Raw genomic sequence first — 24,653 nt, 5'->3', positions numbered from 1 at the left:
TGGCCGGGTGCGGCGGCTCCGTCCGCGCTCGTTAGGCTCGGGGCATGCTCTGGCCGATGTTCTTCCTCGTGCTCGCCTTCTGCGGGATCGCCCTTCTGAGCCTGCTCGCGGTGCGCGTGGCACTGGAGGTCCGGCGGTTCTCGCGCGCGGTGGGGGACGGCTCGGAGCGCATCGCGCGGGCCGCTGAGGATCTCGAGCGTGCCACGGTCTCCTGTGCTCGTACCTTTGAGCGGTAGGCTTACCCTGCTGCGTCGCCGCCGCGGCGACCGTCAATCCGGAGTACGCACAGGGATTGCCACGCGTTTACTCCACAGGGTTACGATCGCTGGCAGCGCGACGAAGCCAGTCCGATTCCAACGGCAGGCAAGAACACACGCCGCCCCGGCGAGAAGGTAGTGGCACATGCTCGGCAATCTGAAGCCCATCGAGATCGTGCTGATTCTCCTTGTCATCCTGCTGCTGTTCGGTGCCAAGAAGCTTCCGGACATGGCACGCTCCCTCGGTAAGTCGGCCCGCATCCTCAAGAGCGAGGCCAAGCAGATGAAGAAGGACGGCGCCGCCGACAGCGACGCCGACAAGGACGCCGGCCCGCCCGCGGACGCCCAGCAGACCGCTCCGAGGACGATCCAGGCCGCCCCCGGCGACGTGACCAGCTCCCGCCCGGCGGGCGAGCCCGCGAAGCAGCCCAACAGCCAGAACTGACTCCCCACTCCTGCCGGACCATGGCCGGCACGACTGACATGAGGACCCGGGTTGCTCAAGTCCGCCCGCAAAGAGGGTAAACAGCAGAGAGATCCCGAGGGCCGGATGCCGCTCGCGGAGCATCTGCGGGAGCTGCGCAACCGGCTGATGAAGTCGGTGCTGGCGATTCTCGCCGTCACCGTCGTCGCGATCATCTACTACAAGCAGATCGCCGAGTTTCTCACCGACCCCGTGCGCGATGCCGTGGGCTGCGACGACGGTTTCGGCGAGGATTCCGGCGGTGAGGTCTGCGCCGAGATCACGATCCAGGGTCTGGTCGCCCCCTTCACCATCATGCTCAAGGTCGCCCTCACCGCCGGCGTGGTCGCGGCCTCCCCGGTGTGGCTCTACCAGCTCTGGGCCTTCCTGGCGCCCGGTCTGCACCGCCAGGAGAAGAAGTACGCCCGCGGGTTCGTCGCCGCCGGAGCCCCCCTCTTCCTCGGCGGCGCGTGGCTGGCGTACATCATCCTGCCGACCGCAGCGAAGGCGCTGCTGGACTTCAGCCCCGACGGCACGGGCAACCTCATCCCGCTGGACGACTTCCTCGACATCGTCACCCGGCTCGTGATCGTCTTCGGGCTGGCCTTCGAGCTGCCGCTGCTGCTGGTCATGCTGAACTTCGGCGGCATCGTCCGGGGCAGGCAACTGCTGGGCTGGTGGCGGTTCATGGTGATCGGCATCGCGGTCTTCTCCGCGGTCGCCACCCCCACCGGTGACCCGCTGACGATGGCGGCCCTGGCCGTGCCCATCGTGCTGCTGTACTTCGCGGCCGTGGCAGTGTGCCTCTTCAACGACCGGCGCCGCAGGCGCAACGACCCGAACGCCGGGCTGGACGACGACGAGGCATCCGACCTCGACCTCACCCCGGAGCCGGTGGCGCCGGGCGGCGTCCCCAAGCCGACCTCCTCGCCGGAGGTCAACGGCACCCCGCGCGAGGGTTTCGACGACGCGACGTGACCGGTAAAGTCCGCGCGTGACCAGCGAGATCACCCTCTTCGTCAACCCGACGGCGGGCCGCGGCCGGGGTGCCCGGGCCGCCCAGCCCGCAGCCGCGGCGCTGCGCGCGGCGGGGTTCGCCGTGCGCACCGTGGTCGGCCGCGATGCGGCGGACGCCCTCGTACGCGCCCAGGAGGCCGTCCGGGGCGGCACCGGGGCGCTGATAGCCGTCGGCGGGGACGGCATGGTCTCCCTGGCACTCCAGGCCGTCGCCGGTACGCAGGTGCCGCTGGGCGTGGTGGCCGTCGGCACGGGCAACGACTTCGCCCGCGCGACGGGGCTGCCGCTGCGCGACCCGGCCGCGGCGGGGCGGGTGATCGCCGAGGCGCTCAAGGCGGGGCAGGTCCGCTCCCTCGACCTGGGCCGGGTCGGCGGGCGCTGGTTCGGTTCCGTGCTGGCCTCCGGCTTCGACTCGCGGATCAACGACCGGGGCAACCGCATGCGCTGGCCCCGCGGCCGGCTGCGGTACGACCTGGCGATGCTCGCGGAGCTGGCCGTGACGCGGCCCATCCCCTTCCGCCTCACACTGGACGACGGGGAGCCGCGCGAGCTGGCGGCCACACTCGTCGCCGTCGGCAACGGGTCCAGCTACGGTGGTGGCCTGAGGATGTGCCCGGGGGCCGTGCTGGACGACGGGCTCTTCGACATCACGGTGGTGGGGGTGTGCAGCCGGGCCACGCTGCTGCGGGTCTTCCCCCGCGTCTACCGGGGCGCGCACCTGAGCCATCCGGCGGTGAGCGTCCACCGGGCCCGGAAGGTGCGGCTGGAGGCCGAGGGGCTGACCGGGTACGCGGACGGTGAGCCGGTGGGGCCGCTGCCGCTGACGGCGGAGGCGGTGCCGGGCGCGGTGCGGGTGCTCGCCGCCGGTTAAAGACCAGGGCACTGTCACACTCGGCCGGTACGCTCGTAGACACGATGACCGACGACCTCTCCCCAGCTGAGCGGTATGCCGAGGCACGGAAACGCGCCGCGGACGCCGCCACCGCTCTCGCCCCGTTCCGTGACCTGTACGACTTCGAGCTGGACGGCTTCCAGATCGAGGCGTGCCAAGCCCTCGAAGCCGGTAAGGGAGTGCTGGTCGCGGCGCCGACCGGCTCCGGCAAGACGATCGTCGGCGAGTTCGCCGTCCACCTCGCCCTCGCGCAGGGCCGCAAGTGCTTCTACACCACCCCCATCAAGGCGCTGTCGAACCAGAAGTTCAACGACCTCTCGGCGCGCTACGGCGCCGCCAACGTCGGCCTGCTGACCGGCGACAACAGCGTCAACGCGGACGCCCCGGTGATCGTGATGACCACCGAGGTCCTGCGGAACATGCTCTACGCGGGCTCGCGCGCGCTGCTGGGCCTGGGCTATGTCGTGATGGACGAGGTGCACTACCTCTCCGACCGCTTCCGCGGCGCCGTCTGGGAGGAGGTGATCATCCATCTGCCCGAGTCGGTGACGCTGGTGTCACTCTCGGCGACGGTCTCCAACGCCGAGGAGTTCGGCGACTGGCTGGACACCGTCCGCGGCGACACCCGGGTGATCGTCTCCGAGCACCGCCCGGTGCCGCTGTGGCAGCACGTGCTGGCAGGCCGCCGGATGTACGACCTCTTCGAGGAGAAGGGCGACAAGAAGGAGGTCAACCCTGACCTGGTGCGGATGCTCCGGATGGAGAACGGCCGCCCCACCGCCGGGCGCGACAAGCGCCGGGGCCGCCCCCAGCGCGAGGCGGACCGCGAGCGGGAGCGGCGCCAGCGCAGCCGGATCTGGACCCCCAGCCGTGCCGAGGTCATCGACCGGCTGGACACCGAGGGGCTGCTGCCGGCCATCACCTTCATCTTCAGCCGCGCCGGCTGCGAGGCCGCCGTACAGCAGTGCCTGCACGCCGGGCTGCGGCTGAACGCCACCGCGGACCGCGCCCGGGTGCGCGAGATCGTCGAGGCGCGTACCACCGACATCCCTGACCAGGACCTGCACGTGCTGGGCTACTTCGAGTGGCTGGAGGGCCTGGAGCGGGGCATCGCCGCGCACCACGCGGGCATGCTGCCGACGTTCAAGGAGGTCGTGGAGGAGCTGTTCGTCCGCGGTCTGGTCAAGGCCGTGTTCGCCACCGAGACGCTGGCGCTGGGCATCAACATGCCCGCGCGCTCGGTGGTGTTGGAGAAGCTGGTCAAGTGGAACGGCGAGCAGCACGCCGACATCACCCCCGGCGAGTTCACCCAGCTGACCGGGCGGGCCGGGCGGCGCGGCATCGACATCGAGGGCCACGCGGTCGTGCTGTGGCAGCGCGGCATGGACCCGGGCGCGGTGGCCGGGCTGGCCGGGGCGCGTACGTATCCGCTGCGCTCGTCCTTCAAGCCGTCGTACAACATGGCGGTCAACCTCGTCTCCCAGTTCGGGCGGCACCGCTCGCGCGAGCTGCTGGAGACCTCGTTCGCGCAGTTCCAGGCGGACCGCGCCGTGGTCGGCATCTCCCGTCAGGTGCAGAAGAACGAGGAGGGGCTGGAGGGCTACCGCGCTTCCATGACCTGCCACCTGGGGGACTTCGAGGAGTACTCGCGGCTGCGCCGCGATCTCAAGGACCGGGAGACCGAGCTGGCCAAGCAGGGCGCGGCGCAGCGCCGTGCGGCGGCCTCGGTGGCGCTGGAGAAGCTCAAGCCCGGTGATGTCATCCACGTGCCCACCGGCAAGTTCGCCGGGCTTGCCCTCGTGCTCGATCCGGGCACCCAGGCCGGGCGCGGCACGGGGCGGCGGGGCGCCTACGACCAGCACGAGGGGCCGCGCCCCATGGTGCTCACCGCACAGCGGCAGGTGAAGCGGCTGGCCGCACTGGACTTCCCGGTTCCGGTCGAGCCGCTGGACCGGATGCGCATCCCCAAGTCCTTCAACCCGCGCAGCCCGCAGTCCCGCCGGGACCTGGCCTCCGCGCTGCGCACCAGGGCGGGCCACCACGAGCCGCAGCGGCACCGCAGGCAGCGTTCGGAGGCGGCCGACGACACCGAGATCGCGCGGCTGCGCGCGGAGATCCGCAAGCACCCCTGCCACGGCTGCGCCGAGCGGGAGGACCACGCCCGGTGGGCCGAGCGGTACCACCGGCTGCGCCGGGACACGCGGCAGCTGGAGCGCCGCATCGAGGGGCGTACGAACACCATCGCCCGCACCTTCGACCGGGTCTACGCGCTGCTGTCCGAGCTGGAGTACCTGCGCGGCGACGAGGTGACGGACGACGGGCGGCGCCTGGCGCGCCTCTACGGCGAGCTGGACCTGCTGGCCTCCGAGTGCCTGCGCGACGGCGTGTGGGAGGGGCTGCCGCCCGCCCAGCTCGCGGGCTGCGTCTCGGCGCTGGTCTACGAGGCGCGTGCCTCGGACGACGCGCTGCCGCCCCGGCTGCCCGGCGGGCAGGCGAAGGAGTCGCTGGCCGAGATGGTGCGGATCTGGGGCCGGCTGGACGCCCTGGAGGAGCGGCACGGGATCACGGCGGCCGAGGGCGTGGGGCAGCGTGAGCCGGACCTCGGGTTCGCCTGGGCGGCGTACCGCTGGGCGGAGGGCCACGGCCTGGACGAGGTGCTGCGGGACGCGGACATGCCCGCGGGCGACTTCGTGCGCTGGTGCAAGCAGGTCATCGACGTGCTGGGCCAGCTCTCCTCGGCGGCCCCGGAGGCGGGCACGGTGGGGAAGAACGCGCGCCGGGCGATCGAGGAGATGCGGCGCGGCGTGGTGGCGTACACCTCGGTGGGCTGAGGCGCGGCCGGGCGGCCGTGGCTCCGGCTCCGGCGCGGTCCCCCGGCGTTCCGGTGATCTCCCAGAGTTCAACCGCCGGTCCGGCGCACGCTGTTGATTGTGCGGCGGTCCGGCGGCATGTTGAGGCGCGACCGTGTTCGCGCTCCAACGGGAGGTGGATGTGCCCAGGCACTCCAGCAGGCACCTCGGCAGGCATTCGGACCACAGCTCCGGCCGCAGCGCGGCCCGCAGACCGCGCGGCGCCCGGCTCCGGCGCTGGCTCGCCGCGGTGACGGCGGCCACCGCCGTCGCGGCTCTCTCCTCCGCCGCCCAGGCCGAGCCGCGCCATGGGCGCGACCCCGCGCAGCAGTTGCGGCTCAACCAGATTCAGGCGATGGCCACGCACAACAGCTACCACCGCGAAGTCTCCTTCGCCGAGCAGAAGTTCATGGAGCAGAACGACCCGAACTTCCGCAACCTCCTCTACAGTCACGCGTCGCTGCCGCAGCAGTTCGAGCGGCAGCGGGCGCGCGGCATCGAGCTGGACGTCTTCCCGGACCCGGACGGCGGCCTCTACGCCGATCCGCTCATCCGCAAGGCCGCCGGTCTGCCGCCACTCGCCGACGCCGACCTCGGGAAGCCCGGCTTCAAGGTGCTGCACTGGGCGGACTTCGACTACCGGAGCAGCTGTGTGACGCTGCGCGGCTGCCTCACCCAGGTCAAGGAGTGGTCACAGCGGCAGCCGGGCCACGTCACCGTGCCGATCCTGCTGGAACTGAAGAAGACCGACCCGCGGCTCGAGGAGCGGGGCGGGGCCAAGAGCCCGCCGTGGGACACTGCGATGCTCGACGCGCTGGACGCGGAGATCCGCTCCGTCTTCCCCGACGGCGACACGGTCACCCCCGACGACGTGCGGCGCGGGGACGAGACGCTGGAGCAGTCCCTGCTGCGGCACGGCTGGCCCGAGGTCGCCAAGACGCGCGGGCAGACGATGTTCCTGATGGACAACACCGACCAGAAGATCCAGGACGCCTACCGCGCGGGCGGCCGGGAGAGCCTCCAGGGCCGGGTGCTCTTCACCGACTCCCAGGCACCGGGCCGCCCCGACTCGGCGTTCATGAAGGTCAACGACCCCACCGGCGCGAACAAGGCGGTCATCCGGGATCTGGTCGAGCGGGGCTACTTCGTCCGCACCCGCTCCGACGTGCCGCTGGACCAGGCGTCCAGCGGTGACACCACGATGCTGCGGGACGCCCTGGAGTCCGGCGCCCAGATGGTCAGCACGGACTTCCCGGTGCCCGGCCTGGCCGCCCGTTACGGCTCCGACTACGTCGCGGAGCTGCCCGGCGGCAAGGACGTGGTGCGCTGCAACCCCGTCTCCGTGCGCAAGTGGCAGTGCCCCTGGCGCCCGTTGGAGGGCTGACCCCCCGCCCGCGGCGGGAGGAGGGGGCCGGGGCCCGGTGTCCGGTGCGCGTTCACACCGACTGCCGGGCCCGCTCCTGCTCCGCCTCCACCCGCTCGTTCCACTCCTTCTTCGACGCCTGCCAGCCGTCCTCGTTGTGGCCCAGCCGCCAGTAGCCCGAGATGGAGAGCTGTTCGCGGGCGACCTCCCGCTCCAGCCGCAGGTGCCGGCGCAGCTCCTTGACCATGCCGGCCTCGCCGTGCACGAACGCCTGCACGCGGCCGGCGGGGAAGTCCAGCGCCCGTACGGCCGCCACCAGCGCCGTTCCGGGCGCCGCCGCGCCCCGGTGCAGCCAGCGGACGCCGACGCCGGGCGGTGCCTGGAGAAGCTGCTCCTCCTGCGGCCCGGCGACCTCGACCAGCGCGTGTACGGGCGCGCCCGCGGGCATCCGCTCCAGTGCGGCGGCGATGGCGGGCAGCGCGCTCTCGTCGCCGGCCAGCAGGTGCCAGTCGGCCGCCGGGTCGGGGGTGTACGCGCCGCCGGGCCCCAGGAGCAGGAGTGCGTCGCCGGGCCGGGCGGCCAGCGCCCACGGGCCCGCCAGCCCCTGGTCGCCGTGGATCACGAAGTCCAGGGCCAGCTCCCGGGTCCGCGGGTCCCAGTGGCGCACCGTGTACGTGCGGGTCACCGGCCACTGGTCGCGCGGCAGCTCGGCGCGGACGCGGGCGAGGTCGAAGGGCTCGGGGTAGCGGACCCCGGGCAGCGGGAAGAGCAGCTTGAGGTAGGAGTCGGCGTGCATCTCGCGGGGGAGGTGCGCCAGCCCCTCGCCGCCCAGGACGACGCGGAGCATGTGCGGGGTGAGCCGCTCGGTGCGCACCACCCGGCCGCGGTGAGGTTCCGGCTGCTGACGGCTCGTACGGTCTGCCACGGCATCTCCAGGGAACACGAGGGAGCACGCGAGGGCACGCCGCCTCCGGAAATTAGGTATGCCTAACTTAACAGATCATGGGCCCAGGACGTCGAGCAGCCGTTCGAGCGAGCCGCCCAGGCCCCAGCGGGCGGACAGCGCGGACAGCGCGGCCGGATCACGGGGAGCGGCGGGCAGCGCGGGGTCGAACTCGGGCAGCGCCACGTCATCGGCGACCCGCACCACCGCCGGGGCCACCGCCAGATACGGGCGCGCCTCCACCAGCCGCCTGCGCTGCGCCGGGGTCACCGCCGAGGAAGGGTCCTCGGCCGCCGCCAGGATGCCGGCCAGGTCACCGTAGGCGGCCAGCAGCTTGGCCGCCGTCTTCTCACCGACGCCCGGCACGCCCGGCAGCCCGTCGCTGGGGTCGCCGCGCAGCAGGGCCAGAGCGGCGTAGCCCGGGCCGTCCACGCCGTACTTCTCGCGCAGCGCGGCCTCGTCGAACACGGCGAGCTTGCCCACGCCCTTGACCGGATACAGCACGCGCACGCCGCGCGCGTCGTCGACCAGCTGGAAGAGGTCCCGGTCGCCGGTGACGATGTCCACCGGACCGGCCGCCCGCGCGGTCAGCGTCCCGATGACGTCGTCGGCCTCGAAGCCGGCCGCGCCCACCCGGGCGATGCCCAGCGCGTCGAGCACCTCGTCGATCACCGGCACCTGCGGGGAGAGCGTGTCGGGCACCTCCTCGGTGTCCGGGCCCCGTTCGGACTCCTCCTGGACGCGGTGCGCCTTGTAGGAGGGGATCAGCTCGACCCGCCAGGCGGGCCGCCAGTCGAAGTCCATGCAGGCCACGAGCGTGTCGGGGTGGTGGTCCTGGACCAGCCGGGCGATGAAGTCCAGCAGGCCGCGCACCGCGTTGACCGGCGTGCCGTCGGGGGCGCGCACCGTCTCCGGCACGCCGAAGTAGGCGCGGAAGTACAGGGACGCGGTGTCGAGAAGCATCAGGCGTGGAGTCACGACTCCGATGATGCCGCAGGCCGGGCGTGACGGGTCCCCGGGCACGGCAGGTCGTGCGGTACGGCGGGTCGCGCGGTCCGGCCGCGGATATCATCAGCGGGGGCCTACCGGGTGCCCCGGACAGACGGACAGGGTGGGGGTAGCGGATGTTCGACGCTCTGGCGTCGCTCTTCGGCGGGGGCCGGCGGGAGAGCGACGAGCTTCGCGAGATCGAGCGGGAGATCACCGCGTTCGGCGAACTGCTCGCCCAGCACCCCTTCGTGCCGGGCGCGAGCGGCCAGGACGCGGAGACCCTGGCCGACTACGAGAAGGCGTTGCACGCCTACGAGGAGGCCAAGCAGGCGTTCGTGGGCGACCGCGACCGGAGCGACGCGGAGGACGTCCTCCTCGCCCTGGACGCCGGACGCCACTCCCTGGCCCGCCTGGACGCGCGCCTCGCGGGCCTCCCGCTGCCCGAACGCCACCCCCTCTGCTACTTCGACCCCCGCCACGGGCCGTCCGCCCAGGTCGTGCGCTGGGCGCCGCCGGAGGGCGTGGCCCGTACCGTCGCCGTGTGCGCCGCGGACGCCGTACGGCTGGCCGACGGGTACGCGCCCCTGGCCACCGGCGGTCGCGGCGCCGGTGCGCCGCGGCAGCGCCGCCCGCAGCGCGGCGACGGCACGCCGCCGCGGGCCCCGTCCCAGCACCCGTCCCCGCCCCCGCGCCCACGCCCGCGCACCGGGGCGCCCCGCCCCGCCGCACAAGGCACCGGGGCGCCACGCCCTGCCGCGCAAGGCGCCGGGGGCCGGCCCGAGGGGTCTTCCCGCAGCGCGGAGGGCCGCGGCTCCGCCCGCATCGAACTGCCCCGCTTCGCTCCCCACCTGCCCGTCCTGCTGGTCCTGCGCGTCTTCGAGGACGGCCTCGTGGAGCTGTACGACGCGGCCGACGGCTCCTCGGGCGAGCAACTGCTGCGCGGCGGGGCGCCGCTGCGGGCGCGGCTCGCCCTGCCGCCCGACGGTGCCGACCACGTCCGGCTCGACCTGCACACCTCCTCCCACTGGCGCGCCTCGCTCCAGCGTCCGCGGAGCGTGCGCGCGGTCGACCTCTCCGACCTCTCCGGCCGTGAGGTGCGGGGCACCGGGTGCGACGTGCTGGAATACCGGGGCCCGTCCACCCCGGCCCTGCTCTCGCACGAGGGCAAGGGCGAGGTGCGGGTGTGCGTCCTGGACGCCGACTTCCGCCCCGCGGGCGAGCCGGCCGAGGGGAAGGGCAGCGGCACCACGGCGATCCCGCTGCCGGGGCCCACGCTGCTGGCGATCACGGCCCGAGGCGCGTGGACGCTCTCCGCACCGGCCGCGCGCGGCGTCTTCCGGCGGCGTTAATTCGCGTGACGTGCACGGTCGTTGCTCCTAGCCTCACAGGTGTGAACGAACGCACCTCCCGGTGCGAGGACGACGGTTACTTCGGCTGACACAGGTTCGACTCCTGAGACTCCGCACCCCTGGGCGCGGAGTTGGACCGTCGTCGCATTCCTGATCTCGGGAGGCGTGCTCGGCACACCGGAGCGCCCGGTGCGCAGGTGACGGTTACTTCCTCCTAAGAACCACCGTCGCCGCTCGCATGTCCGACTCGGGCGTCTCCGGCATGCCGTCACGCACTCCCCCTGTGCCCGCTTCGGGGGAATCATGAGCAAGTTCAACCGCGCGGCTGCGCGCGAGGCACCGGTGGTCACCCACGAGGGCGCCCCGGCCTACCGGCGGGACGCGAAGTCGGAGCTGGTGCTGCTGGCCGTGGTGAACATGGTCGGTGAGCAGACCTTCTACGAGCGGGCAAGCGAGCGCGACGCGCGCTTCGCGCGGCTGGTGCGCGCCGTCGCCGTCGAGGACGGCGCCTGGACGCTCCGCTTCCTGACCTGGCTGCGCGGTGAGGCGCAGATGCGCTCCGCGTCGCTGGTCGCCGCCGCCGAGGCCGTACGCGCCCGGCTCGCCGCCGGACTGCACGGCGGCAACCGGCAGCTCGTCGCCGCCGTGTGCCTGCGGGCGGATGAGCCGGGCGAGTTCCTGGCCTACTGGACGGCCGCGTACGGGCGGGCGCTGCCCAAGCCGGTCAAGCGGGGGCTGGCGGACGCGGTGCGGCGGCTGTACGGCGAGCGGGCGCTGCTCAAGTACGACACCAGCAGCAGCGCCTTCCGCTTCGGCGACGTGCTGGAGCTGGTGCACGCCGCGCCCGAGCCCGCCAAGCCGTGGCAGGGACCGCTCTTCCGGCACGCCCTGGACCGGCGGCACGGCCGGGACGGCGAGGTGCCGCCCGAGCTGGGCACCGTACGGGCCCGCGCCGAGCTGGCGGCGCTGCCGGCGGCCGAGCGGCGCGCCGCCGTCACCGCTCCGGACGCCGCCGCGACGCTGCGCCGGGCGGGCATGACCTGGGAGGCGCTGGCGGGCTGGCTCCAGGGCCCGCTGGACGCGGCGGCCTGGGAGGCGGTGCTGCCGTCCATGGGCCTCATGGCGCAGCTGCGCAACCTGCGCAACTTCGACGAGGCGGGGGTCTCCGACGAGGCGGCGCAGCTGGTGATCGACCGGCTGTGCGACCCGGCCGAGATCGCGCGCTCGCGGCAGTTCCCGTACCGCTTCCTCTCGGCGTACCGCTCGGCGCCCTCGCTGCGCTGGGGCCACGCCCTGGACCGGGCGCTGACCGCGGCGACGGCCTGCGTGCCACAGCTGCCGGGTCGCACGCTCGTCCTGGTCGACACCTCCGGCTCGATGCAGCGCCAGGTGTCGCGTCGCTCGGCCGTACGGCACGTGGACGCCGGTGCGCTGGTCGGCGTGGCGCTCGCCCAGCGCGGCTGCGCGGTGGACCTGGTCGGCTTCGCTTCCGGATGGTTCCGCCACCCGCTCACCCCCGGAGGCTCGGCGCTGCGCGAGATCGACAGTTTCTGCGCCCGCGTCGGCGAGGTCGGCCACGGCACGAGCACGGTGGAGGCGCTGCGCGGGGCGTACGCCGGGCACGACCGCGTCGTGGTCGTCTCGGACATGCAGGCGTTCGCCTCTCCCGGGCAGTACGGGCCGGACACCGTCTCCGAGGCGGTGCCCGCCCACGTGCCGCTGTTCGGCGTCGACACGACCGGCTACGCGGCGACGGCGATCGACGCGAGCAGGCCGTACCGGTACGAGATCGGCGGCTTCAGCGACAAGCTGTTCACCATGATGGACGTGCTGTCGCGGGGCGCGGCGCCGCGCCGGGAGCCGGGCCAGGAGGCCGGGGTGTGGCCGTGGGAGAGCGCGGCCTGACGGCGCCCCTCCCGCTCCTCCCTCAGCTGAGGGATGGGCGGGAGGGGCCGGGCCTGCGATGCTGGTGAGGTGACCAGCCCCGCCACAGCCCGCGCCGCCTCGGCCCGCGCGCCCTCCGCCCGTACGGCCGCCTCCGCCCGTACGGAACTGCTCTCCCGCGCCGCGCGGGCGCGCGACGCCCTGGACATGTTCGCCGCCGCCTCCACCCGGCTGCGCCGGCTGCTCCCGTACGACGCCGCGGTCTGGCGGGTCACCGACCCGGTGACCGGGATGATGACCGCGCCGGTGCGGGCGGAGAACCTGGACGAGGCCGGCTGCGCCGTCTACTGGGAGTCCGAGCTGTTCTCGGAGCAGGTGAACACCTTCCGGCAGCTGGCCCGCGCCGACGTGCCGGTGGCCGGACTGCGTGAGGCCACCGGCGACCGGCCCGCCCGCAGCTCCCTCTACCAGAGCTTCATGCGCCCGCGCGGGCTGGGCGACGAACTGCGCGCGGTGCTGCGCGTCAACGGGCGCCCGCAGGGGCATCTGAGCCTCTTCCGGGAGGCGGGCCGCCCCGCCTTCGGCACCGAGGAACTGCGGCTGGTCGCCGGGCTGACCACCCCGCTGGCCCGGCAGCTGCGCGCGTACGCCGAGCCGCCCGCGCCGCCGCCGGCGCCGGACGGGCCCGGCGGTCCGGGGCTGCTGCTCTTCGGCGCCGACGGGACCCTGCTCTCGGCGAACGACGAGGCCCGCGCACACCTGGCCGACCTGCCCGAGGGCCCCGCCACCAGCTCCCCGCCGGGCCTGCGGGTGCCCGCCTGGGTGCGCGCGATGGCGCTGCGGGCCCGTGCGGCCCAGCTGCGGCCCGAAGAGGGGCCGGCCCGGGTGCGGGTGCGCACCCGGTCGGGCCGCTGGCTGGTCTGCCACGCCTCGTGCCTGCGCGACGCGGACGGCGGCGCCGGGCCGTGCGCGGTGGTCCTGGAGGCGGCGAAGACCTCGGACATCGTGCCGCTGATCGTCGACGCCTGCGAACTGACCGCCCGGGAGGCGGAGGTCACCCAGTGCGTCGCGCGCGGCCTGGCCACCGGGGAGATCGCCGCCGCGCTGGGGGTCTCCCAGCACACCGTCCGCGACCACATCAAGGCCGTGTTCGAGAAGGTGGGGGTCTCCAGCAGGGGTGAGCTGGTGGGCAGGCTGTTCACCGAGTACGCTGCGCCGCTCGCCGAGCGCGGTACCGTCCGGGTGTGGACGGGCTGACCGGGCCCGAGCGCACGCGGGGCCGGGCAGGGCGCGCGGCCGGATCGGCGGAAGGGATCAGCGGATGGCGGGCAGCGGCACCGTACGGCGCGTCGTCTCGCTCGTCCCCTCGCTGACCGAGGCGGTCGCGGCGACCGAGCCCGGCCTGCTGGCCGGGGTGACCGACTGGTGCAGCCACCCGCCCGGTCTGACGGCGGCCCGGGTGCGCGGCACCAAGAACCCGGACGTGCCCGCGATCGTCGCCCTCGCCCCTGACCTGGTCCTCGCCAACGAGGAGGAGAACCGGGCCGCCGATCTGGCCGCCCTGCGCGCCGCTGGGCTGCGGGTACTGGTGACCGAGGTCCGCACGCTTCCGCAGGCGTTCACCGAGCTGGAACGGACCCTGGTGCACGGCTGCGGCCTGCCGCGGCCCGGCTGGCTGGCCCAGGCGGAGGAGGCCTGGCGGGCGGTGCGCGCGGAGTTCGACGCGGTGGCCGTCGTGCCGGTGTGGCGCAGGCCCTGGATGGTGCTGGGCAGGGACACCTTCGCGGGCGCCCTCCTGGCCCGCCTCGGCGTCCGCAACGCCTACGCGGGCCACCTCGAGCGCTACCCCCGCGTCCCGCTGCCCGAGCTGAACGACGGGCGCGCCTCGCTGGCGGTGCTGCCCGACGAGCCCTACCGCTTCACCCCGCAGGACGGGCCCGAAGCCTTTCCCGCGCTGCCCGCGGCACTCGTCAGCGGACGCCATCTGACCTGGTACGGCCCCTCGCTCAGCGAGGCGCCGGAAGTGCTGGCGCGGGCCCTGCGAGCAGCCCTCCGCTGACCAGCCCGCGCAGGGTGCACGCCAGCGCGGTCGCCCACGCGCACACCAGCAGCGCGTACAGGCCGCCCGCCAGCCAGTCCAGCGCGACCAGCCCGGTGTGCCGGGCCAGCGAGGCGGCCCCGGTCACGCAGGTGCCGACCGGGAAGGTGAACGCCCACCAGGTGAGGGTGAAGCGCATGCCGCGCCGCGCCGCCCGTACCACCAGCGCGGCCGAGACCGTGAGCCACAGCAGCGCGAACCCCAGGACGGGCACGCCGTAGAGCACCGCGGCGGCGGCGAAGGGGTCCGGCGCGGCGTCGGCGAGGTTGCCGACCGCCGTCGTGGACTGCCCCAGCGGCCCCAGCACGAGGAACATCGTCGGCGTCAGGGCCGTGGGCAGCGCCCCGTACTGCACCAGCCGGGAGAAGACCAGCGGCAGGATCAGCAGCGTGGCGAACAGGCTCAGCCCGAACAGCGCGTAGCAGCCCAGCAGCAGCGTCGACCGAGCCTGCCCGGCGGGCAGGTACGGCGCCAGCGCGGGCCCCAGCGCGGCGGAGACCATGGGGGCGACCACCGGCAGCAGCCACACCGGCGACGCGTCACCCGGCGCGATCCGGTGCCGGGCGATCATCAGGTACGGCACCCCGGCCGCCGCCGCCAGCGCGGCCAGGGTGCCCACCGCCCACAGCGCGCCGGCGATCGCGGCGCCGCCGGGGACCCCGGTGGCCGACGCGCCGCCGCCCACCGCGAGCAGCGCCATCGCCATGCAGCCGTGGAACGGCGCGACGGCGGGGTCCAGCAGGTGCGCGCGCGCCTGGTCGGCGTGGCGCGCCCAGTGCACGGCACGGGCGGTGAGCAGCGCGGCCAGCATCAGCGCGGAGAGCGCCCAGACGAGCATCAGCCCGGGTATCCGTACCGGCAGCGCGGCCCCGGCTCCGGCCACGATGGCGGTGCCCATCACCGAGGCGTACCAGTGGGGCCCCAGGTGGCGGACGGACCGGACGGCGGGGGCGCCGGGGGAGCGGCGCGGGCGGCGGGCTGATCGGCCCGGGGCGTCACGCGAGAGAAGCAGGTACGGGGCGGTGGTCATGTACCGACGGTCGCCGCACCGCACGCCGCCCGCCAGAGCGCCGAGGGCTATCGGGGCATAAGCTGGGTCTATGAGTGGCAACGGAGCAGGCGGTGTGACGGGCGCCGCGGCGGGGGCGGGCGCGGCGGGCGACGGCGCCGGGCTCTCCCGCCGGGTCCCCGACCTGGGTGCCCTGCAACTGCTCCTCGCCGTCGCCCGGCTGGGCAGCCTGGGCCGCGCGGCCCGCGAGTGCGGGGTGAGCCAGCCCGCCGCCAGCAGCCGCGTACGGGCGATGGAACGGCAGCTGGGCATCGCCCTGCTGGAGCGCTCACCGCGCGGTTCCCGCCTCACCGGTGCCGGAGCGCTGGTCACCGACTGGGCCCGGCGCGTCGTCGAGTCGGCGGAGGTCTTCGACACCGGGGTGCAGGCCCTGCGCGGCCGCCGCGACTCGCGGCTGCGGGTCGCGGCGAGCATGACCATCGGCGAGTACCTGCTGCCGGGCTGGCTCATCGCGCTGCGCACCCGGCACCCCGGCACCGCCGTGTCGCTCGCGGCGGGCAACTCCGCACTGGTCGCCGAGCGGCTGCGCTCGGGCGAGGCGGACATCGGGTTCGTGGAGGGGCTCGCCGTGCCGCACGGGCTGGACGGCGCGGTCATCGGCCGCGACCGGCTGGTGGTCGTCGTGGCCCCGGCCCACCCGTGGGCCCGCCGCCGCAGGCCGTTGGAGGCGGCGGAACTGGCCGCCACCGCGCTCATCCTCCGCGAAGAGGGCTCCGGCACCCGCGAGGTGCTGGCAGGTGCCCTGGGCGAGCTGGCCGCGCCGCTGCTGGAGTTCCCCTCCACGACGGCCGTCAAGGCGGCGGTCGTGGGCGGCGCGGGCCCGGCGGTGCTGAGCGAACTCGCCGTACGGGAGGAACTGGCCGCCCGCCGCCTGGTCGCGGTGCCGGTCGCGGGCGTGGAACTGCGGCGGGCCCTGCGCGCGGTGTGGCCCAAGGGGCAGCGTCCGCCCGCCGGCCCGGTGCGCGACCTCCTCGGCCTCAGCAGGCTGCCGCGCTGAGGCCCCGGCCCGCCGGAGCCCTCGCGCTCGCGCAGGCCGACGGGCAGGATGACCCGATGACGAGGACGCCGTCCGGAACTGCTGGCCGCCGCCTTCGACCAGCCGCGCCTGCGGCAGCTGTTCCCCTGGACGGGCAGGCGAGCTGCACTTCAGCCGGTGCACCGCACCACGCTGGACCTGGGACATCCCCCTACGTCCTGCCCACCGCCGGAGGCGGCTACCTGGTCCTGGGCCCGCTGCGCTCGCTGACCGCGGGACCCGCGGAGACGGCCGGGGAAGCGGTCGCCTTGCTGCTGGCGCACCTCCCGCCCGGCTGTGGGCCCGCCTTCCTGGGCACGCCGGTGGAGCGCGGCACGCCTGCGGGAGGGCTCCTGGCCGGTTCGCGTGCCGTAATTCCCTCCTGAGTCCTCACTCGCACATCTGTTGCCCTAGGGTTTCCCCGTGACCATGACGACTCCGCCCGGCTGGTATCCAGACCCTGGGCACACAGGCAACGGCCCCGCCCTGGAGCGCTGGTGGGACGGCTCGGTCTGGACGGAGCAGACCCGCGCGCCGGGCTACCCCGCGATGATGCAGCCCCCGCCCCCGCTGCCGCCGCCCGGCGGCGCCCGCCCCAAGGGGCCGTTGATAGCGGGGATATGCGCGTCCGTGGTCGTGCTGGCGGCTCTGATCATCGGCGGCGTGCTCGTCCTGGGCGACTCGGACGGTGACTCCGGCGGCGAGGCGAAGGACGACCCCTCCGCCTCCGCGCCCGAGAAGCCGGGCGACGACGAGGCGCCCGAGGACGGCGAGGGCAAGCCGGAGGACGAGGCTCCCGAGGGCCCGCCCGACCAGCCCGCCCCCGGAGCCCCCGGCAGCATGGCCGAGGGCGTCACCCTGCCGCAGCTCAGCGGCTGGCAGCGGGCGGAGGGCGCGGCGGGCGCGGCGGTCACCATCGGCCCGTACAAGTGCCCCGGGGACAAGGCGCAGCGCTGTGTGCGCGGCGGCGCGTCGGTACTCAACGCGTCCGAGAGCGAAGGCGACGCCGAGACGCTCGCCAAGGCCGACATCGAGCCCAACGCGGAGCAGTCCTACAGCGACGAGGTCTACGGCGGCGTCGAGTCGCACAAGGAACTGCTCTCCGAGAAGGTCACCGTCGCGGGCCAGGAGGGCTACCGCGTCCGCTGGAAGGTGGAGAACAAGCTCGGCCCGGACGCCTACATCGAGTCCGTCGTCTTCCCGCACCCCGACGAGTCCGGCCGGATGCTGGTGATGCGCAGCGGCTTCGACATCCACGACGAAGCCCCGCCGCTGAGCGAGATGGACAAGCTGGTCAAGGGCGTGACCAAGGGCTCGGTCGCCGAGGACGACGGCAGCAGCGAGCAGGTGTGAGCCGAGCGCCCCGCGCACGTACCGGTGCGGCCCGGAAGGGCGCGGGGCGCACCACCGGGGCGGCGGGCCGTCACAGGAAGGCGTGCCCCTCGCCCCGGTAGGTGGGCACGGTGGCGGTCACCCGCCCACCCTCCACCAGGTGCAGGGACGCGAACCGCTCGCACAGCTCACCGGACTTGGCGTGCCGGAACCACACCTTGTCGCCGAGGCGCAGCCCGTCCGCCGCGCGGCCCAGCAGCGGCGTCTGCACCTCGCCCGGGCCCTCCAGCGGGTCGTAGCGCAGCCCGGGGGGCAGGTAGGGCTGCGGCAGCCGGTCCGCCCCGTGCGCCCCGGAGGCCGGGTAGCCGCCGCCGAGGACGGTCACCACCCCCGCGCCGGGCCGGCGCACCACCGGCAGCGCGAAGAGCGCCGCCGCCCGGCCGGTGAAGGAGGTGTAGTCGTCGAAGAGCCGCGGCACGAACAGGCCGGAACCGGCCGCGACCTCGGTCACCGCCTCCTCCTCCGCCGTGTGCTGCACGCTTCCGGTGCCCCCGCCATTGACGAACTCCAGGTCCGGCACCACCGCGCGTACCGCCCGTACGGCCGCCGCCCGGCGTACCGCCAGCTCCCGGCGCGCTGCCGCCTGCATGACCCGGATGCCGCGGGAGCGCAGGGGATGGCCGGGGACCGCGTCGCCCACGCCCGCCACATGCCCCTCGTACGCCATCAGCCCCGCCAGCCGGAAGCCGGGCCTGCGCGCGACGGCGCGGGCCGCCGCGGTCAGCCGGGCGGGGGAGTGCAGCGGCGAGCGGCGTGCCCCGATCCGGACCCGGCCGCCCAGCAGCCGCAGGGAGGTGTCCAGTTCCAGGCAGACCCGGATCTCCTCCCGGCCGCCGGCGCGCGCGGCGTCGATCAGCGCGAGCTGGGCCGGGTCGTCGACCATCACCGTCACCGCCCGCGCCAGTTCCGGGTCCGCCGCCAGCCGCGCGAAACCGGCCCGGTCGGCCGACGGGTAGCCGAGCAGCACATCCCGTACGCCGTGGCGCGCCAGCCAGAGGCACTCGGCGAGGGTGAAGCCGAGCACGCTCTCGAAGCCGTCCATGGCCAGCACCCGCTCCAGCAGCGCCCGGCAGCGCACCGACTTGCTGGCCACCCGCAGCGGCTTGCCGCCCGCCCGGCGGCGCAGCGCGGCGGCGTTGGCGTCGAAGGCGGCGAGGTCGACGAGGGCCAGCGGCGCCTCCAGGGCGGCGGTCGCCCGGTCGTAGCGGGACCGGTCGGCGGCGAGGTCGGCGGTGGTGTCGAACACCCTGGGCAGCCTGCCAGACCGACGCCCGCGCGCACAGCCCCGGCGACCTCGCCGCTCGCGGCGGTGCCGCCGGGGGCGTACGCGGGGCGGACGGGTTGCCGCGCACACCCGTCGGCCCCGTAGAGTGACCGCGCACACCACACCTCGGCGGGAGCGCGGGCGCCTCCCGGGCCGCCGAGCCCAGGAAGAGCCGGGCTCGTCCGGGTACCGGCCCGGCTCGTGTGGAGGGCACTTGTGCGGACGGCGGGGGTGCGGAAGGGGGCTGCGAATGAGCACGGAGGCCGACGCCGCGTACTCCGCGTCCCCACCGGGTCCGCCGACGGCTCCGCCGCGCCCCGCCGCGCCGCCCCGCCCCCCGGCCGCGCCGCCCGCGTGGCCGCCGCCGCCCACCGGCAGTCCCCGGACGGGGCCGGAGGCGTCCGGGGAGGGGGCGGACGACGTGCCGCCGCCGAGACCGCCTGCCCCGCCGCGCACCGCCGTCCGGCGCCCGCCGCCGCCCGGCGCGCCACCGCAGCCCCCGCCGCCCACCGGCGACCCGATCGTCGGCCCCCGGCGCGCCGCCCGTGCCCCCGCCGCCGACCCGGGCCCCCCGCCCGGCCCGGCCGACCTCGCCGGGCCGCCCACCTTCCGGCTGCGGCCCATCCCGGCCCAGCGCCGCCGCCCGCCGCTGCGCACCGTGCTGGCCGTCGTCTGCCTGGTGCTGGGCGCGGGCCTGCTCGGCGGCGTGGGCACCGGCGTCTGGTTCACCGACGACGCGGACGCCGAGCCCGCCGCCGAGGCCGCCTTCGACGACTCGCGCGAGCTGTGGCACAGCGTCCCCGTCGACACCCTCTTCCCCCGGAAGCTGACCGGGAAGGGCGCCGGCCCCGGCGGCGCAGACCGGGCCTGGACCAGGGTCGCGGTGGCCCCGGACAGCACCTGCCGGGACGCCTTCGACCCCCTGCTGGGCAAGGTGCTCAAACCGGTCGGCTGCGAGCGCCTGCTGCGCGCCACCTACGCGGACGAGACCAGCAGCAGCGTCACGACCGTCGGCATCGTCTTCACCAAGGCCGACGCGAAGGGCATGCGGGAACTGCACGACCGGTACGCGGCCGAGCAGCTCGCCGAACGCGGTGACCTGATGCCCCGCCCCTACGCGGCGCGCGGCACCCTCTCCGCCGACTTCGGGGACGCGCAGCGCGCGAGCTGGACCCTCGAGGTCCTCACCGACGCCCCCGTCCTCGTCTACACCGTCACCGGCTTCGCCGACGGCCGTACCGTCAGCGACCCGCAGCCGGCGGCGGACGCCACCGGCAAGGACCAGACCTCCGCACCCGCGCAGGCGGGACTGGGGCACGACGCCCGCAGCATCGCGGAGCGGATCGAGCGCGGCCTCCGCAAGCAGCTGCCGGGCGCGGACACGGAAGACAAGTGATGACAGCGCACCCCCTCCGGCTGCCGTTCGCCCTGCTGCTGGCCACGGCGCTCCTGCTCACCGGAGCCCCCGGCCCGGCGTACGCGGCCGGCGACGGCATCCGGGAGCGCCAGTGGGGCCTGGAGGCGGTGCACGCGGCGGACGCCTGGAAGACCACCAAGGGGGACGGCATCACTGTCGCCGTCCTGGACACCGGAGTGGACGCGACCCATCCCGACCTGCGCGGCTCCGTGCTGGAGGGCAAGGACATGGTCGGCTTCGGCGCCTCACGTGGCGACGCGGCGTGGGCCCGCCACGGCACCGCGATGGCCGGGATCATCGCCGGGCACGGCCACGGCCCGGGCGGCTCCCAGGGGCTGCTGGGCGTCGCTCCGCAAGCCCGCGTCCTGCCCGTACGCGTGCTGCTGGAATCGGGCGACCCGCAGCGCGACAAGGCCCGCCGCGACCGCGGCGGCGCCCTGGCCGAGGGCATCCGCTGGGCCGTCGACCACGGCGCGGACGTCATCAACCTCTCCCTCGGCGACGACAGCGACTCCGCGCACCCCGAGCCGCGCGAGGACGCCGCCGTGCGGTACGCGCTGCGCAAGGGAGCGGTCGTCGTCGCCTCGGCGGGCAATGCGGGCGAGGACGGCGACCACATCTCCTACCCGGCCGCCTACCCCGGCGTGATCGCCGTCGCCGCCGTCGACCGCAACGGCGCCCGCGCCTCGTTCTCCACCCGCCGCTGGTACGCCACCGTCGCCGCACCCGGCAAGGACGTGATCATCTCCGAGCCGGACCGCCGCTACTACGAGGGCTGGGGCACCAGTGCCGCCGCCGCCTTCGTCTCCGGCGCGGTCGCGCTGGTGCGGGCCGCGCACCCCGACCTGACCCCAGCCCAGATCAAGACGCTCCTCGCCGACACCGCGCGCAACACCCCCGAGGGCGGGCGCAGCGACGCCCTGGGCACCGGCATCGTCGATCCCGCCGCGGCTATCGAGACGGGCGCGGACCTCTCCGCGCGCCGCCTGGAGCCGAGCAGACTGCCGCAGGACAAGCGGTACTTCGGTGCCGGGCCCCAGGAGGAGAGCGAGGACACCGGGTGGCTCGCCCCGGTCGCCGGGGTCTTCGGCGTCCTGCTCATCGGGGCTGCGCTCGCCCTGCTGCGCGGGCTGCGGTTCCGGCTGCGCCACGGGGTGCCGCGCGGCTGACACGGCGCGCGCCGCCCCCTGCGTACGGCCGGTCGGCCGGCCCGGTGCCGGACGCCCCGGTGCTCGCGAACCGCGGCCCGCAGCGCCCGATACGCTCGCTCCCATGGAGCCCAAGAACATCCCCGACCCCGGATTCTCCGGCGACGACGGGTCGGCCGACCCCGCACTGACCGCGGCGCTCGCCGCCTGGCGGGCGGACCCGGCCACCGAGCCGAAGCTGCTGGCCGTCCTGTCCGGGGCGCGGCTGCTGGTCCCGGTCCTCGCGGTGCTGGGCGAGGCGGAGACGGGGCCGGACGGGCTGCGCCGGGACAAGACCAGCGACATGGCGGTGCCCACCCTCACCGCCCCCGGCGGCCGGCGCGCGCTGCCCGCCTTCAGCTCCACCGAGACCCTCGCCCGCTGGCAGCCCGACGCGCGGCCGGTGGCCGTACCGCTGGGGCAGGCGCTGCGGGCCGCCGCGCAGGAGCGGGCCGACACTCTGGTCATCGACCTGGCCGGACCGGTGCCGTACGAGCTGACCGGCAGCGGGATGCGCGCGCTCGCGAGCGGCCGGCCCGGCCAGGAGGGCGGGCCGCTGCGGGACCCGGCCGTCACCGCTGCGCTGCGCACCGTACTGGCCGCCGAGCCGGAGGTGCTGGGCGCCCAGCTCGCGCCCAGCGGCGGCGACGGCGCGACAGGTGCCGGCGGAGGGCACGGCACCGACGGGACGCTCGCCCTGGCGCTGGCCCCGGCGGCGGACGTGTCCGCGGTCGCCCGCCGGGTGGCGGGTGCGCTGGCCGCCGACGAGGCGCTGCGCGCGCGGCTGGTGCGCGGCCTGGACCTGGCGGTGCTGCCGCCGGGCAGCGCGCTGCCCGGCGACGCGCTCTACCGGCGCTGACCGGCCCCCCGCTGCCCCGCCCTGGGCCCGCTCACCCGGATGGCGCACTGCGGATGCGGGGTCCCGTACCCCGTCCCACACTCAGGAGGACATCACGATCCGTGACCATCCTGAGGGAGGGCGCCATGTCTCACGAGCGGGAGTTCCCGCCGGACGAGGACCCCGGCGGCGACGCGGACGAGCGCGGGCGCGCGAGTGCCAACGCCGGTCTGCGGACCCGCCTGACGACCCCGGTGGCGCCGGAGATCCTGGTGGCCGAGTGCCTGGGCACCGCACTGCTGGTCTTCTTCGGTGTGGGCGCGGCCGTGCTGTCCGCCGAGTACATCGGCACCCTGGGCATCGCGCTCACCTTCGGTTTCGTCCTGCTGGCGCTCGCCTACGCGCTGGGCGCGGTCTCCGGCTGCCACGTGAACCCCGCCGTCACCCTGGGCATGCTCATCGCCGGACGGCTGGACCTCGCGATGGCCGTCCGCTACTGGGTCGCGCAGGTCGTCGGCGCCATTCTGGGCGCGCTGGTGCTCTTCCTGGTGGCCAAGCAGGTGCCGGGGATCGAGACCAGCGAGAGCTTCGGCAGCAACGGCTTCGGCGACCGCTCGGCCGTGCAGATCAACACCGGCGGCGCGTTCGTCGCGGAGATCGTGCTGACCTTCCTGCTCGTGTTCGTCGTGCTCGCGGTGACCCACCGGGTGGCCGTCGTCGGCTTCGACGGGCTGCCGATCGGCATCGCGCTGGCCGTCGTCCACCTGGTGGGCATCCCGCTGACCGGCACCTCGGTCAACCCGGCGCGCAGCATCGGGCCCGCGCTGTTCGCGGGCGGGGCCGCGCTGACCCAGCTGTGGCTGTTCCTGATCGCCCCGCTGATCGGCGGCGCGCTCGCGGCGCTGGCGCACCGCGCCACGCACCCGCCCACGCTCGGCTCGCCCGGCCTCGCCGGTGACTGAGGGCGGCGGCGCCGGGTCAGCCGTAGACCGGCCCGGTGAACTGCTCGCCCGGCCCCTGCCCCGGCTCGTCGGGCACCGAGGACGCCTCCCGGAAGGCGAGCTGGAGCGACTTGAGGCCGTCCCGCAGCGGAGCCGCGTGGTACGAGCCGATCTCGGTGGCGCTGGAGGTGACCAGTCCGGCCAGTGCCTGGATCAGCTTCCGGGCCTCGTCCAGGTCCTTGTGCTTGTCGCCCTCCTCGGCGAGCCCGCACTTGACCGCCGCGGAACTCATCAGGTGCACGGCCACGGTCGTGATCACCTCCACGGCGGGCACGTCCGCGATGTCGCGGGTCATGCCGTCGAAGTCGGCCACCGGCGCCTGCGGTGCCTCCTGGGCCTGGGCCTGGTCTGTCCGGCCGCCGCGGGCCCGGTCCTGGGGGGAGTCGCTCATGGACCCAGCGTAGGCCCTGGTCCGGGGCGGGCGCCCGCCCCCTCGAACCCTGGTATGCTCGAACATCGACCGGCCGAGTGCGCGAGCCCCACCCACGTGGGCCCTCCGGATTCGGCCCGCAAGTGGAGGCTCCGCACTCCCACCCGACGGTCCCCCGGATCGCGGGTCAAAGGTCAGGCTGCGCTCCGCCCGACAGGCGAGGGTGCTCCCGGTCCGTGAGGAGCCCCGCCTGTGTCCCGTGCGGGGCTTTTTCGCGTGCTGCGTGCGGTGGTCACGATACTCATAAGACTCATGCACGGCCGTCCGCCAGACCGCCGTGTGGTGGACCCGAGGAGGCCCCATCAGCGCCGAGCCCCGTATCAACGACCGGATTCGCGTCCCCGAGGTGCGACTCGTCGGTCCCAGCGGCGAGCAGGTCGGCATCGTGCCGCTTGCCAAAGCCCTGGAGCTGGCACAGGAATACGACCTCGACCTGGTCGAGGTGGCGGCGCAAGCACGTCCGCCGGTGTGCAAGCTCATGGACTACGGAAAGTTCAAATACGAGTCGGCCATGAAGGCCCGTGAGGCGCGCAAGAACCAGGCGCACACGGTCATCAAGGAGATGAAGCTCCGGCCGAAGATCGACCCGCACGACTACGACACCAAGAAGGGTCATGTCGTCCGGTTCCTCAAGCAGGGGGACAAGGTCAAGATCACGATCATGTTCCGCGGTCGTGAGCAGTCCCGCCCCGAGTTGGGTTTCCGGCTGCTCCAGCGGCTGGCCGACGATGTGCAGGACCTGGGCTTCGTGGAGTCCAATCCCAAGCAGGACGGCCGGAACATGATCATGGTTCTGGGCCCGCACAAGAAGAAGACCGAGGCGATGGCCGAAGCCCGCGAGGCGCAGGCCGCCCGCAAGGCCGGCCGCCAGCCGGAGGGCGACTCCGTCGAGGAGCCCGCGGAGGAACCTGCCGAGGCGTGAGTCTCCGGCTCGC

The 24,653-nt window shown here is 74.8% G+C and carries 23 protein-coding genes; 18 read left to right on the top strand and 5 right to left on the bottom strand.

Going from position 1 to position 24,653, the window contains the following annotated elements:
• Positions 1–44: 44 nt before the first annotated feature.
• The 6 genes from H299_RS0128655 to H299_RS36805 all read left to right on the top strand — a co-directional run bounded on the left by H299_RS0128655 (position 45) and on the right by H299_RS36805 (position 6,862).
• The gene (locus H299_RS0128655; protein ID WP_027751224.1) at positions 45–236 is read left to right on the top strand and encodes a hypothetical protein; all 192 of its coding nucleotides are present in this window, start codon (positions 45–47) and stop codon (positions 234–236) included.
• 166 nt (positions 237–402) lie between these two features.
• Positions 403–702 carry a Sec-independent protein translocase subunit TatA gene (tatA, locus tag H299_RS0128650; RefSeq protein WP_027751223.1) on the top strand — a complete coding sequence of 100 codons (300 nt, stop codon included), beginning with the start codon at positions 403–405 and terminating at the stop codon, positions 700–702.
• 105 nt (positions 703–807) lie between these two features.
• A complete protein-coding gene (gene tatC, locus H299_RS0128645) occupies positions 808–1,698 on the top strand; it encodes a twin-arginine translocase subunit TatC (RefSeq protein WP_051262943.1) in 891 nt (296 codons plus the stop codon).
• 16 nt (positions 1,699–1,714) lie between these two features.
• Positions 1,715–2,608, top strand: coding sequence for a diacylglycerol kinase (locus tag H299_RS0128640; protein WP_027751221.1), 894 nt, complete (start codon positions 1,715–1,717; stop codon positions 2,606–2,608).
• A 44-nt stretch (positions 2,609–2,652) separates the two neighbouring features.
• The gene (locus H299_RS0128635; RefSeq protein WP_027751220.1) at positions 2,653–5,460 is read left to right on the top strand and encodes a DEAD/DEAH box helicase; all 2,808 of its coding nucleotides are present in this window, start codon (positions 2,653–2,655) and stop codon (positions 5,458–5,460) included.
• Positions 5,461–5,620: 160 nt separating this feature from the next.
• Positions 5,621–6,862 carry a phosphatidylinositol-specific phospholipase C1-like protein gene (locus tag H299_RS36805; protein ID WP_106965893.1) on the top strand — a complete coding sequence of 414 codons (1,242 nt, stop codon included), beginning with the start codon at positions 5,621–5,623 and terminating at the stop codon, positions 6,860–6,862.
• Between the two features lie 52 nt (positions 6,863–6,914).
• On the opposite strand, the gene H299_RS0128625 is transcribed toward H299_RS36805, so the two are convergent.
• The gene (locus tag H299_RS0128625; RefSeq protein ID WP_027751219.1) at positions 6,915–7,766 is read right to left on the bottom strand and encodes a siderophore-interacting protein; all 852 of its coding nucleotides are present in this window, start codon (positions 7,764–7,766) and stop codon (positions 6,915–6,917) included.
• Between the two features lie 75 nt (positions 7,767–7,841).
• Positions 7,842–8,747: a 5'-3' exonuclease gene (locus H299_RS0128620; RefSeq protein WP_027751218.1), complete on the bottom strand. Its 906-nt coding sequence runs from the start codon at positions 8,745–8,747 to the stop codon at positions 7,842–7,844.
• Positions 8,748–8,908: 161 nt separating this feature from the next.
• Here H299_RS0128620 and H299_RS37815 point away from each other — a divergent pair, with 161 nt between their 5' ends.
• From H299_RS37815 to H299_RS0128600, 4 genes are all read left to right on the top strand, one after another.
• Positions 8,909–10,123 carry a hypothetical protein gene (locus H299_RS37815; RefSeq protein WP_027751217.1) on the top strand — a complete coding sequence of 405 codons (1,215 nt, stop codon included), beginning with the start codon at positions 8,909–8,911 and terminating at the stop codon, positions 10,121–10,123.
• Positions 10,124–10,426: 303 nt separating this feature from the next.
• Positions 10,427–12,028, top strand: a complete 1,602-nt coding sequence (locus H299_RS0128610; protein ID WP_027751216.1) for a TROVE domain-containing protein — start codon at positions 10,427–10,429, stop codon at positions 12,026–12,028.
• A 69-nt stretch (positions 12,029–12,097) separates the two neighbouring features.
• Entirely contained in the window at positions 12,098–13,264 is a 1,167-nt protein-coding gene (locus tag H299_RS0128605) for a helix-turn-helix domain-containing protein (protein ID WP_051262942.1), read from the top strand.
• Positions 13,265–13,328: 64 nt separating this feature from the next.
• Complete coding sequence (locus tag H299_RS0128600) at positions 13,329–14,066, top strand: helical backbone metal receptor (RefSeq protein WP_027751214.1); 738 nt, start codon at positions 13,329–13,331, stop codon at positions 14,064–14,066.
• Here H299_RS0128600 and H299_RS0128595 read toward each other — a convergent pair.
• Positions 14,014–15,135, bottom strand: coding sequence for an SLAC1 family transporter (locus tag H299_RS0128595; RefSeq protein ID WP_027751213.1), 1,122 nt, complete (start codon positions 15,133–15,135; stop codon positions 14,014–14,016). The two genes, H299_RS0128600 and H299_RS0128595, sit on opposite strands and share 53 nt — an antisense overlap.
• A gap of 70 nt (positions 15,136–15,205) precedes the next feature.
• Here H299_RS0128595 and H299_RS0128590 point away from each other — a divergent pair, with 70 nt between their 5' ends.
• Genes H299_RS0128590 through H299_RS0128585 form a run of 3 tightly spaced genes read left to right on the top strand, consistent with a single transcriptional unit; the run spans position 15,206 to position 17,542 of the window.
• Complete coding sequence (locus H299_RS0128590; RefSeq protein WP_078513122.1) at positions 15,206–16,171, top strand: LysR family transcriptional regulator; 966 nt, start codon at positions 15,206–15,208, stop codon at positions 16,169–16,171.
• A 56-nt stretch (positions 16,172–16,227) separates the two neighbouring features.
• Positions 16,228–16,575, top strand: a complete 348-nt coding sequence (locus tag H299_RS40730; RefSeq protein ID WP_486587468.1) for a DUF6193 family natural product biosynthesis protein — start codon at positions 16,228–16,230, stop codon at positions 16,573–16,575.
• 43 nt (positions 16,576–16,618) lie between these two features.
• The gene (locus H299_RS0128585) at positions 16,619–17,542 is read left to right on the top strand and encodes a DUF2510 domain-containing protein (protein WP_078513121.1); all 924 of its coding nucleotides are present in this window, start codon (positions 16,619–16,621) and stop codon (positions 17,540–17,542) included.
• Between the two features lie 70 nt (positions 17,543–17,612).
• Here H299_RS0128585 and H299_RS0128580 read toward each other — a convergent pair whose 3' ends face one another.
• A complete protein-coding gene (locus H299_RS0128580; RefSeq protein WP_027751210.1) occupies positions 17,613–18,827 on the bottom strand; it encodes an alanine racemase in 1,215 nt (404 codons plus the stop codon).
• Between the two features lie 268 nt (positions 18,828–19,095).
• Here H299_RS0128580 and H299_RS36795 point away from each other — a divergent pair, with 268 nt between their 5' ends.
• The 4 genes from H299_RS36795 to H299_RS0128560 all read left to right on the top strand — a co-directional run bounded on the left by H299_RS36795 (position 19,096) and on the right by H299_RS0128560 (position 23,249).
• The gene (locus tag H299_RS36795) at positions 19,096–20,241 is read left to right on the top strand and encodes a hypothetical protein (protein WP_051262940.1); all 1,146 of its coding nucleotides are present in this window, start codon (positions 19,096–19,098) and stop codon (positions 20,239–20,241) included.
• On the top strand, positions 20,241–21,431 hold the full coding sequence (gene mycP, locus H299_RS0128570) for a type VII secretion-associated serine protease mycosin (protein ID WP_027751209.1): 1,191 nt from the start codon (positions 20,241–20,243) through the stop codon (positions 21,429–21,431). The genes H299_RS36795 and mycP overlap by 1 nt, the downstream gene beginning before the upstream one ends.
• 103 nt (positions 21,432–21,534) lie before the next feature.
• Positions 21,535–22,308: an SseB family protein gene (locus H299_RS0128565; RefSeq protein WP_027751208.1), complete on the top strand. Its 774-nt coding sequence runs from the start codon at positions 21,535–21,537 to the stop codon at positions 22,306–22,308.
• Positions 22,309–22,559: 251 nt separating this feature from the next.
• Positions 22,560–23,249, top strand: a complete 690-nt coding sequence (locus tag H299_RS0128560) for an MIP family channel protein (RefSeq protein WP_486587482.1) — start codon at positions 22,560–22,562, stop codon at positions 23,247–23,249.
• Between the two features lie 16 nt (positions 23,250–23,265).
• Here the strand turns inward: H299_RS0128560 and H299_RS0128555 are convergent, their stop codons facing one another.
• Positions 23,266–23,583, bottom strand: a complete 318-nt coding sequence (locus tag H299_RS0128555; RefSeq protein WP_051262971.1) for a DUF1844 domain-containing protein — start codon at positions 23,581–23,583, stop codon at positions 23,266–23,268.
• Positions 23,584–23,995: 412 nt separating this feature from the next.
• Here H299_RS0128555 and infC point away from each other — a divergent pair, with 412 nt between their 5' ends.
• Positions 23,996–24,640: a translation initiation factor IF-3 gene (infC, locus tag H299_RS0128550; protein WP_078513119.1), complete on the top strand. Its 645-nt coding sequence runs from the start codon at positions 23,996–23,998 to the stop codon at positions 24,638–24,640.
• The last annotated feature ends 13 nt before the right edge of the window (positions 24,641–24,653 follow it).

The sequence above is a fragment of the Streptomyces sp. CNH287 genome (genome assembly GCF_000424825.1).
Note: the sequence above shows the minus strand (reverse complement) of the source record. Positions and strands in the feature narration are given on the sequence as shown.

Coding starts and splice junctions, on each gene's coding strand:
- H299_RS0128655 (WP_027751224.1), top strand. CDS start 45: ATGCTCTGGCCGATGTTCTTCCTCGTGCTCGCCTTCTGCGGGATCGCC.
- tatA (WP_027751223.1), top strand. CDS start 403: ATGCTCGGCAATCTGAAGCCCATCGAGATCGTGCTGATTCTCCTTGTC.
- tatC (WP_051262943.1), top strand. CDS start 808: ATGCCGCTCGCGGAGCATCTGCGGGAGCTGCGCAACCGGCTGATGAAG.
- H299_RS0128635 (WP_027751220.1), top strand. CDS start 2,653: ATGACCGACGACCTCTCCCCAGCTGAGCGGTATGCCGAGGCACGGAAA.
- H299_RS0128620 (WP_027751218.1), bottom strand. CDS start 8,747: ATGCTTCTCGACACCGCGTCCCTGTACTTCCGCGCCTACTTCGGCGTG.
- H299_RS37815 (WP_027751217.1), top strand. CDS start 8,909: ATGTTCGACGCTCTGGCGTCGCTCTTCGGCGGGGGCCGGCGGGAGAGC.
- H299_RS0128610 (WP_027751216.1), top strand. CDS start 10,427: ATGAGCAAGTTCAACCGCGCGGCTGCGCGCGAGGCACCGGTGGTCACC.
- H299_RS0128600 (WP_027751214.1), top strand. CDS start 13,329: ATGGCGGGCAGCGGCACCGTACGGCGCGTCGTCTCGCTCGTCCCCTCG.
- H299_RS0128595 (WP_027751213.1), bottom strand. CDS start 15,135: ATGACCACCGCCCCGTACCTGCTTCTCTCGCGTGACGCCCCGGGCCGA.
- H299_RS0128590 (WP_078513122.1), top strand. CDS start 15,206: ATGAGTGGCAACGGAGCAGGCGGTGTGACGGGCGCCGCGGCGGGGGCG.
- H299_RS40730 (WP_486587468.1), top strand. CDS start 16,228: ATGACGAGGACGCCGTCCGGAACTGCTGGCCGCCGCCTTCGACCAGCC.
- H299_RS0128585 (WP_078513121.1), top strand. CDS start 16,619: ATGACGACTCCGCCCGGCTGGTATCCAGACCCTGGGCACACAGGCAAC.
- H299_RS36795 (WP_051262940.1), top strand. CDS start 19,096: ATGAGCACGGAGGCCGACGCCGCGTACTCCGCGTCCCCACCGGGTCCG.
- mycP (WP_027751209.1), top strand. CDS start 20,241: ATGACAGCGCACCCCCTCCGGCTGCCGTTCGCCCTGCTGCTGGCCACG.
- H299_RS0128565 (WP_027751208.1), top strand. CDS start 21,535: ATGGAGCCCAAGAACATCCCCGACCCCGGATTCTCCGGCGACGACGGG.
- H299_RS0128555 (WP_051262971.1), bottom strand. CDS start 23,583: ATGACCCGCGACATCGCGGACGTGCCCGCCGTGGAGGTGATCACGACC.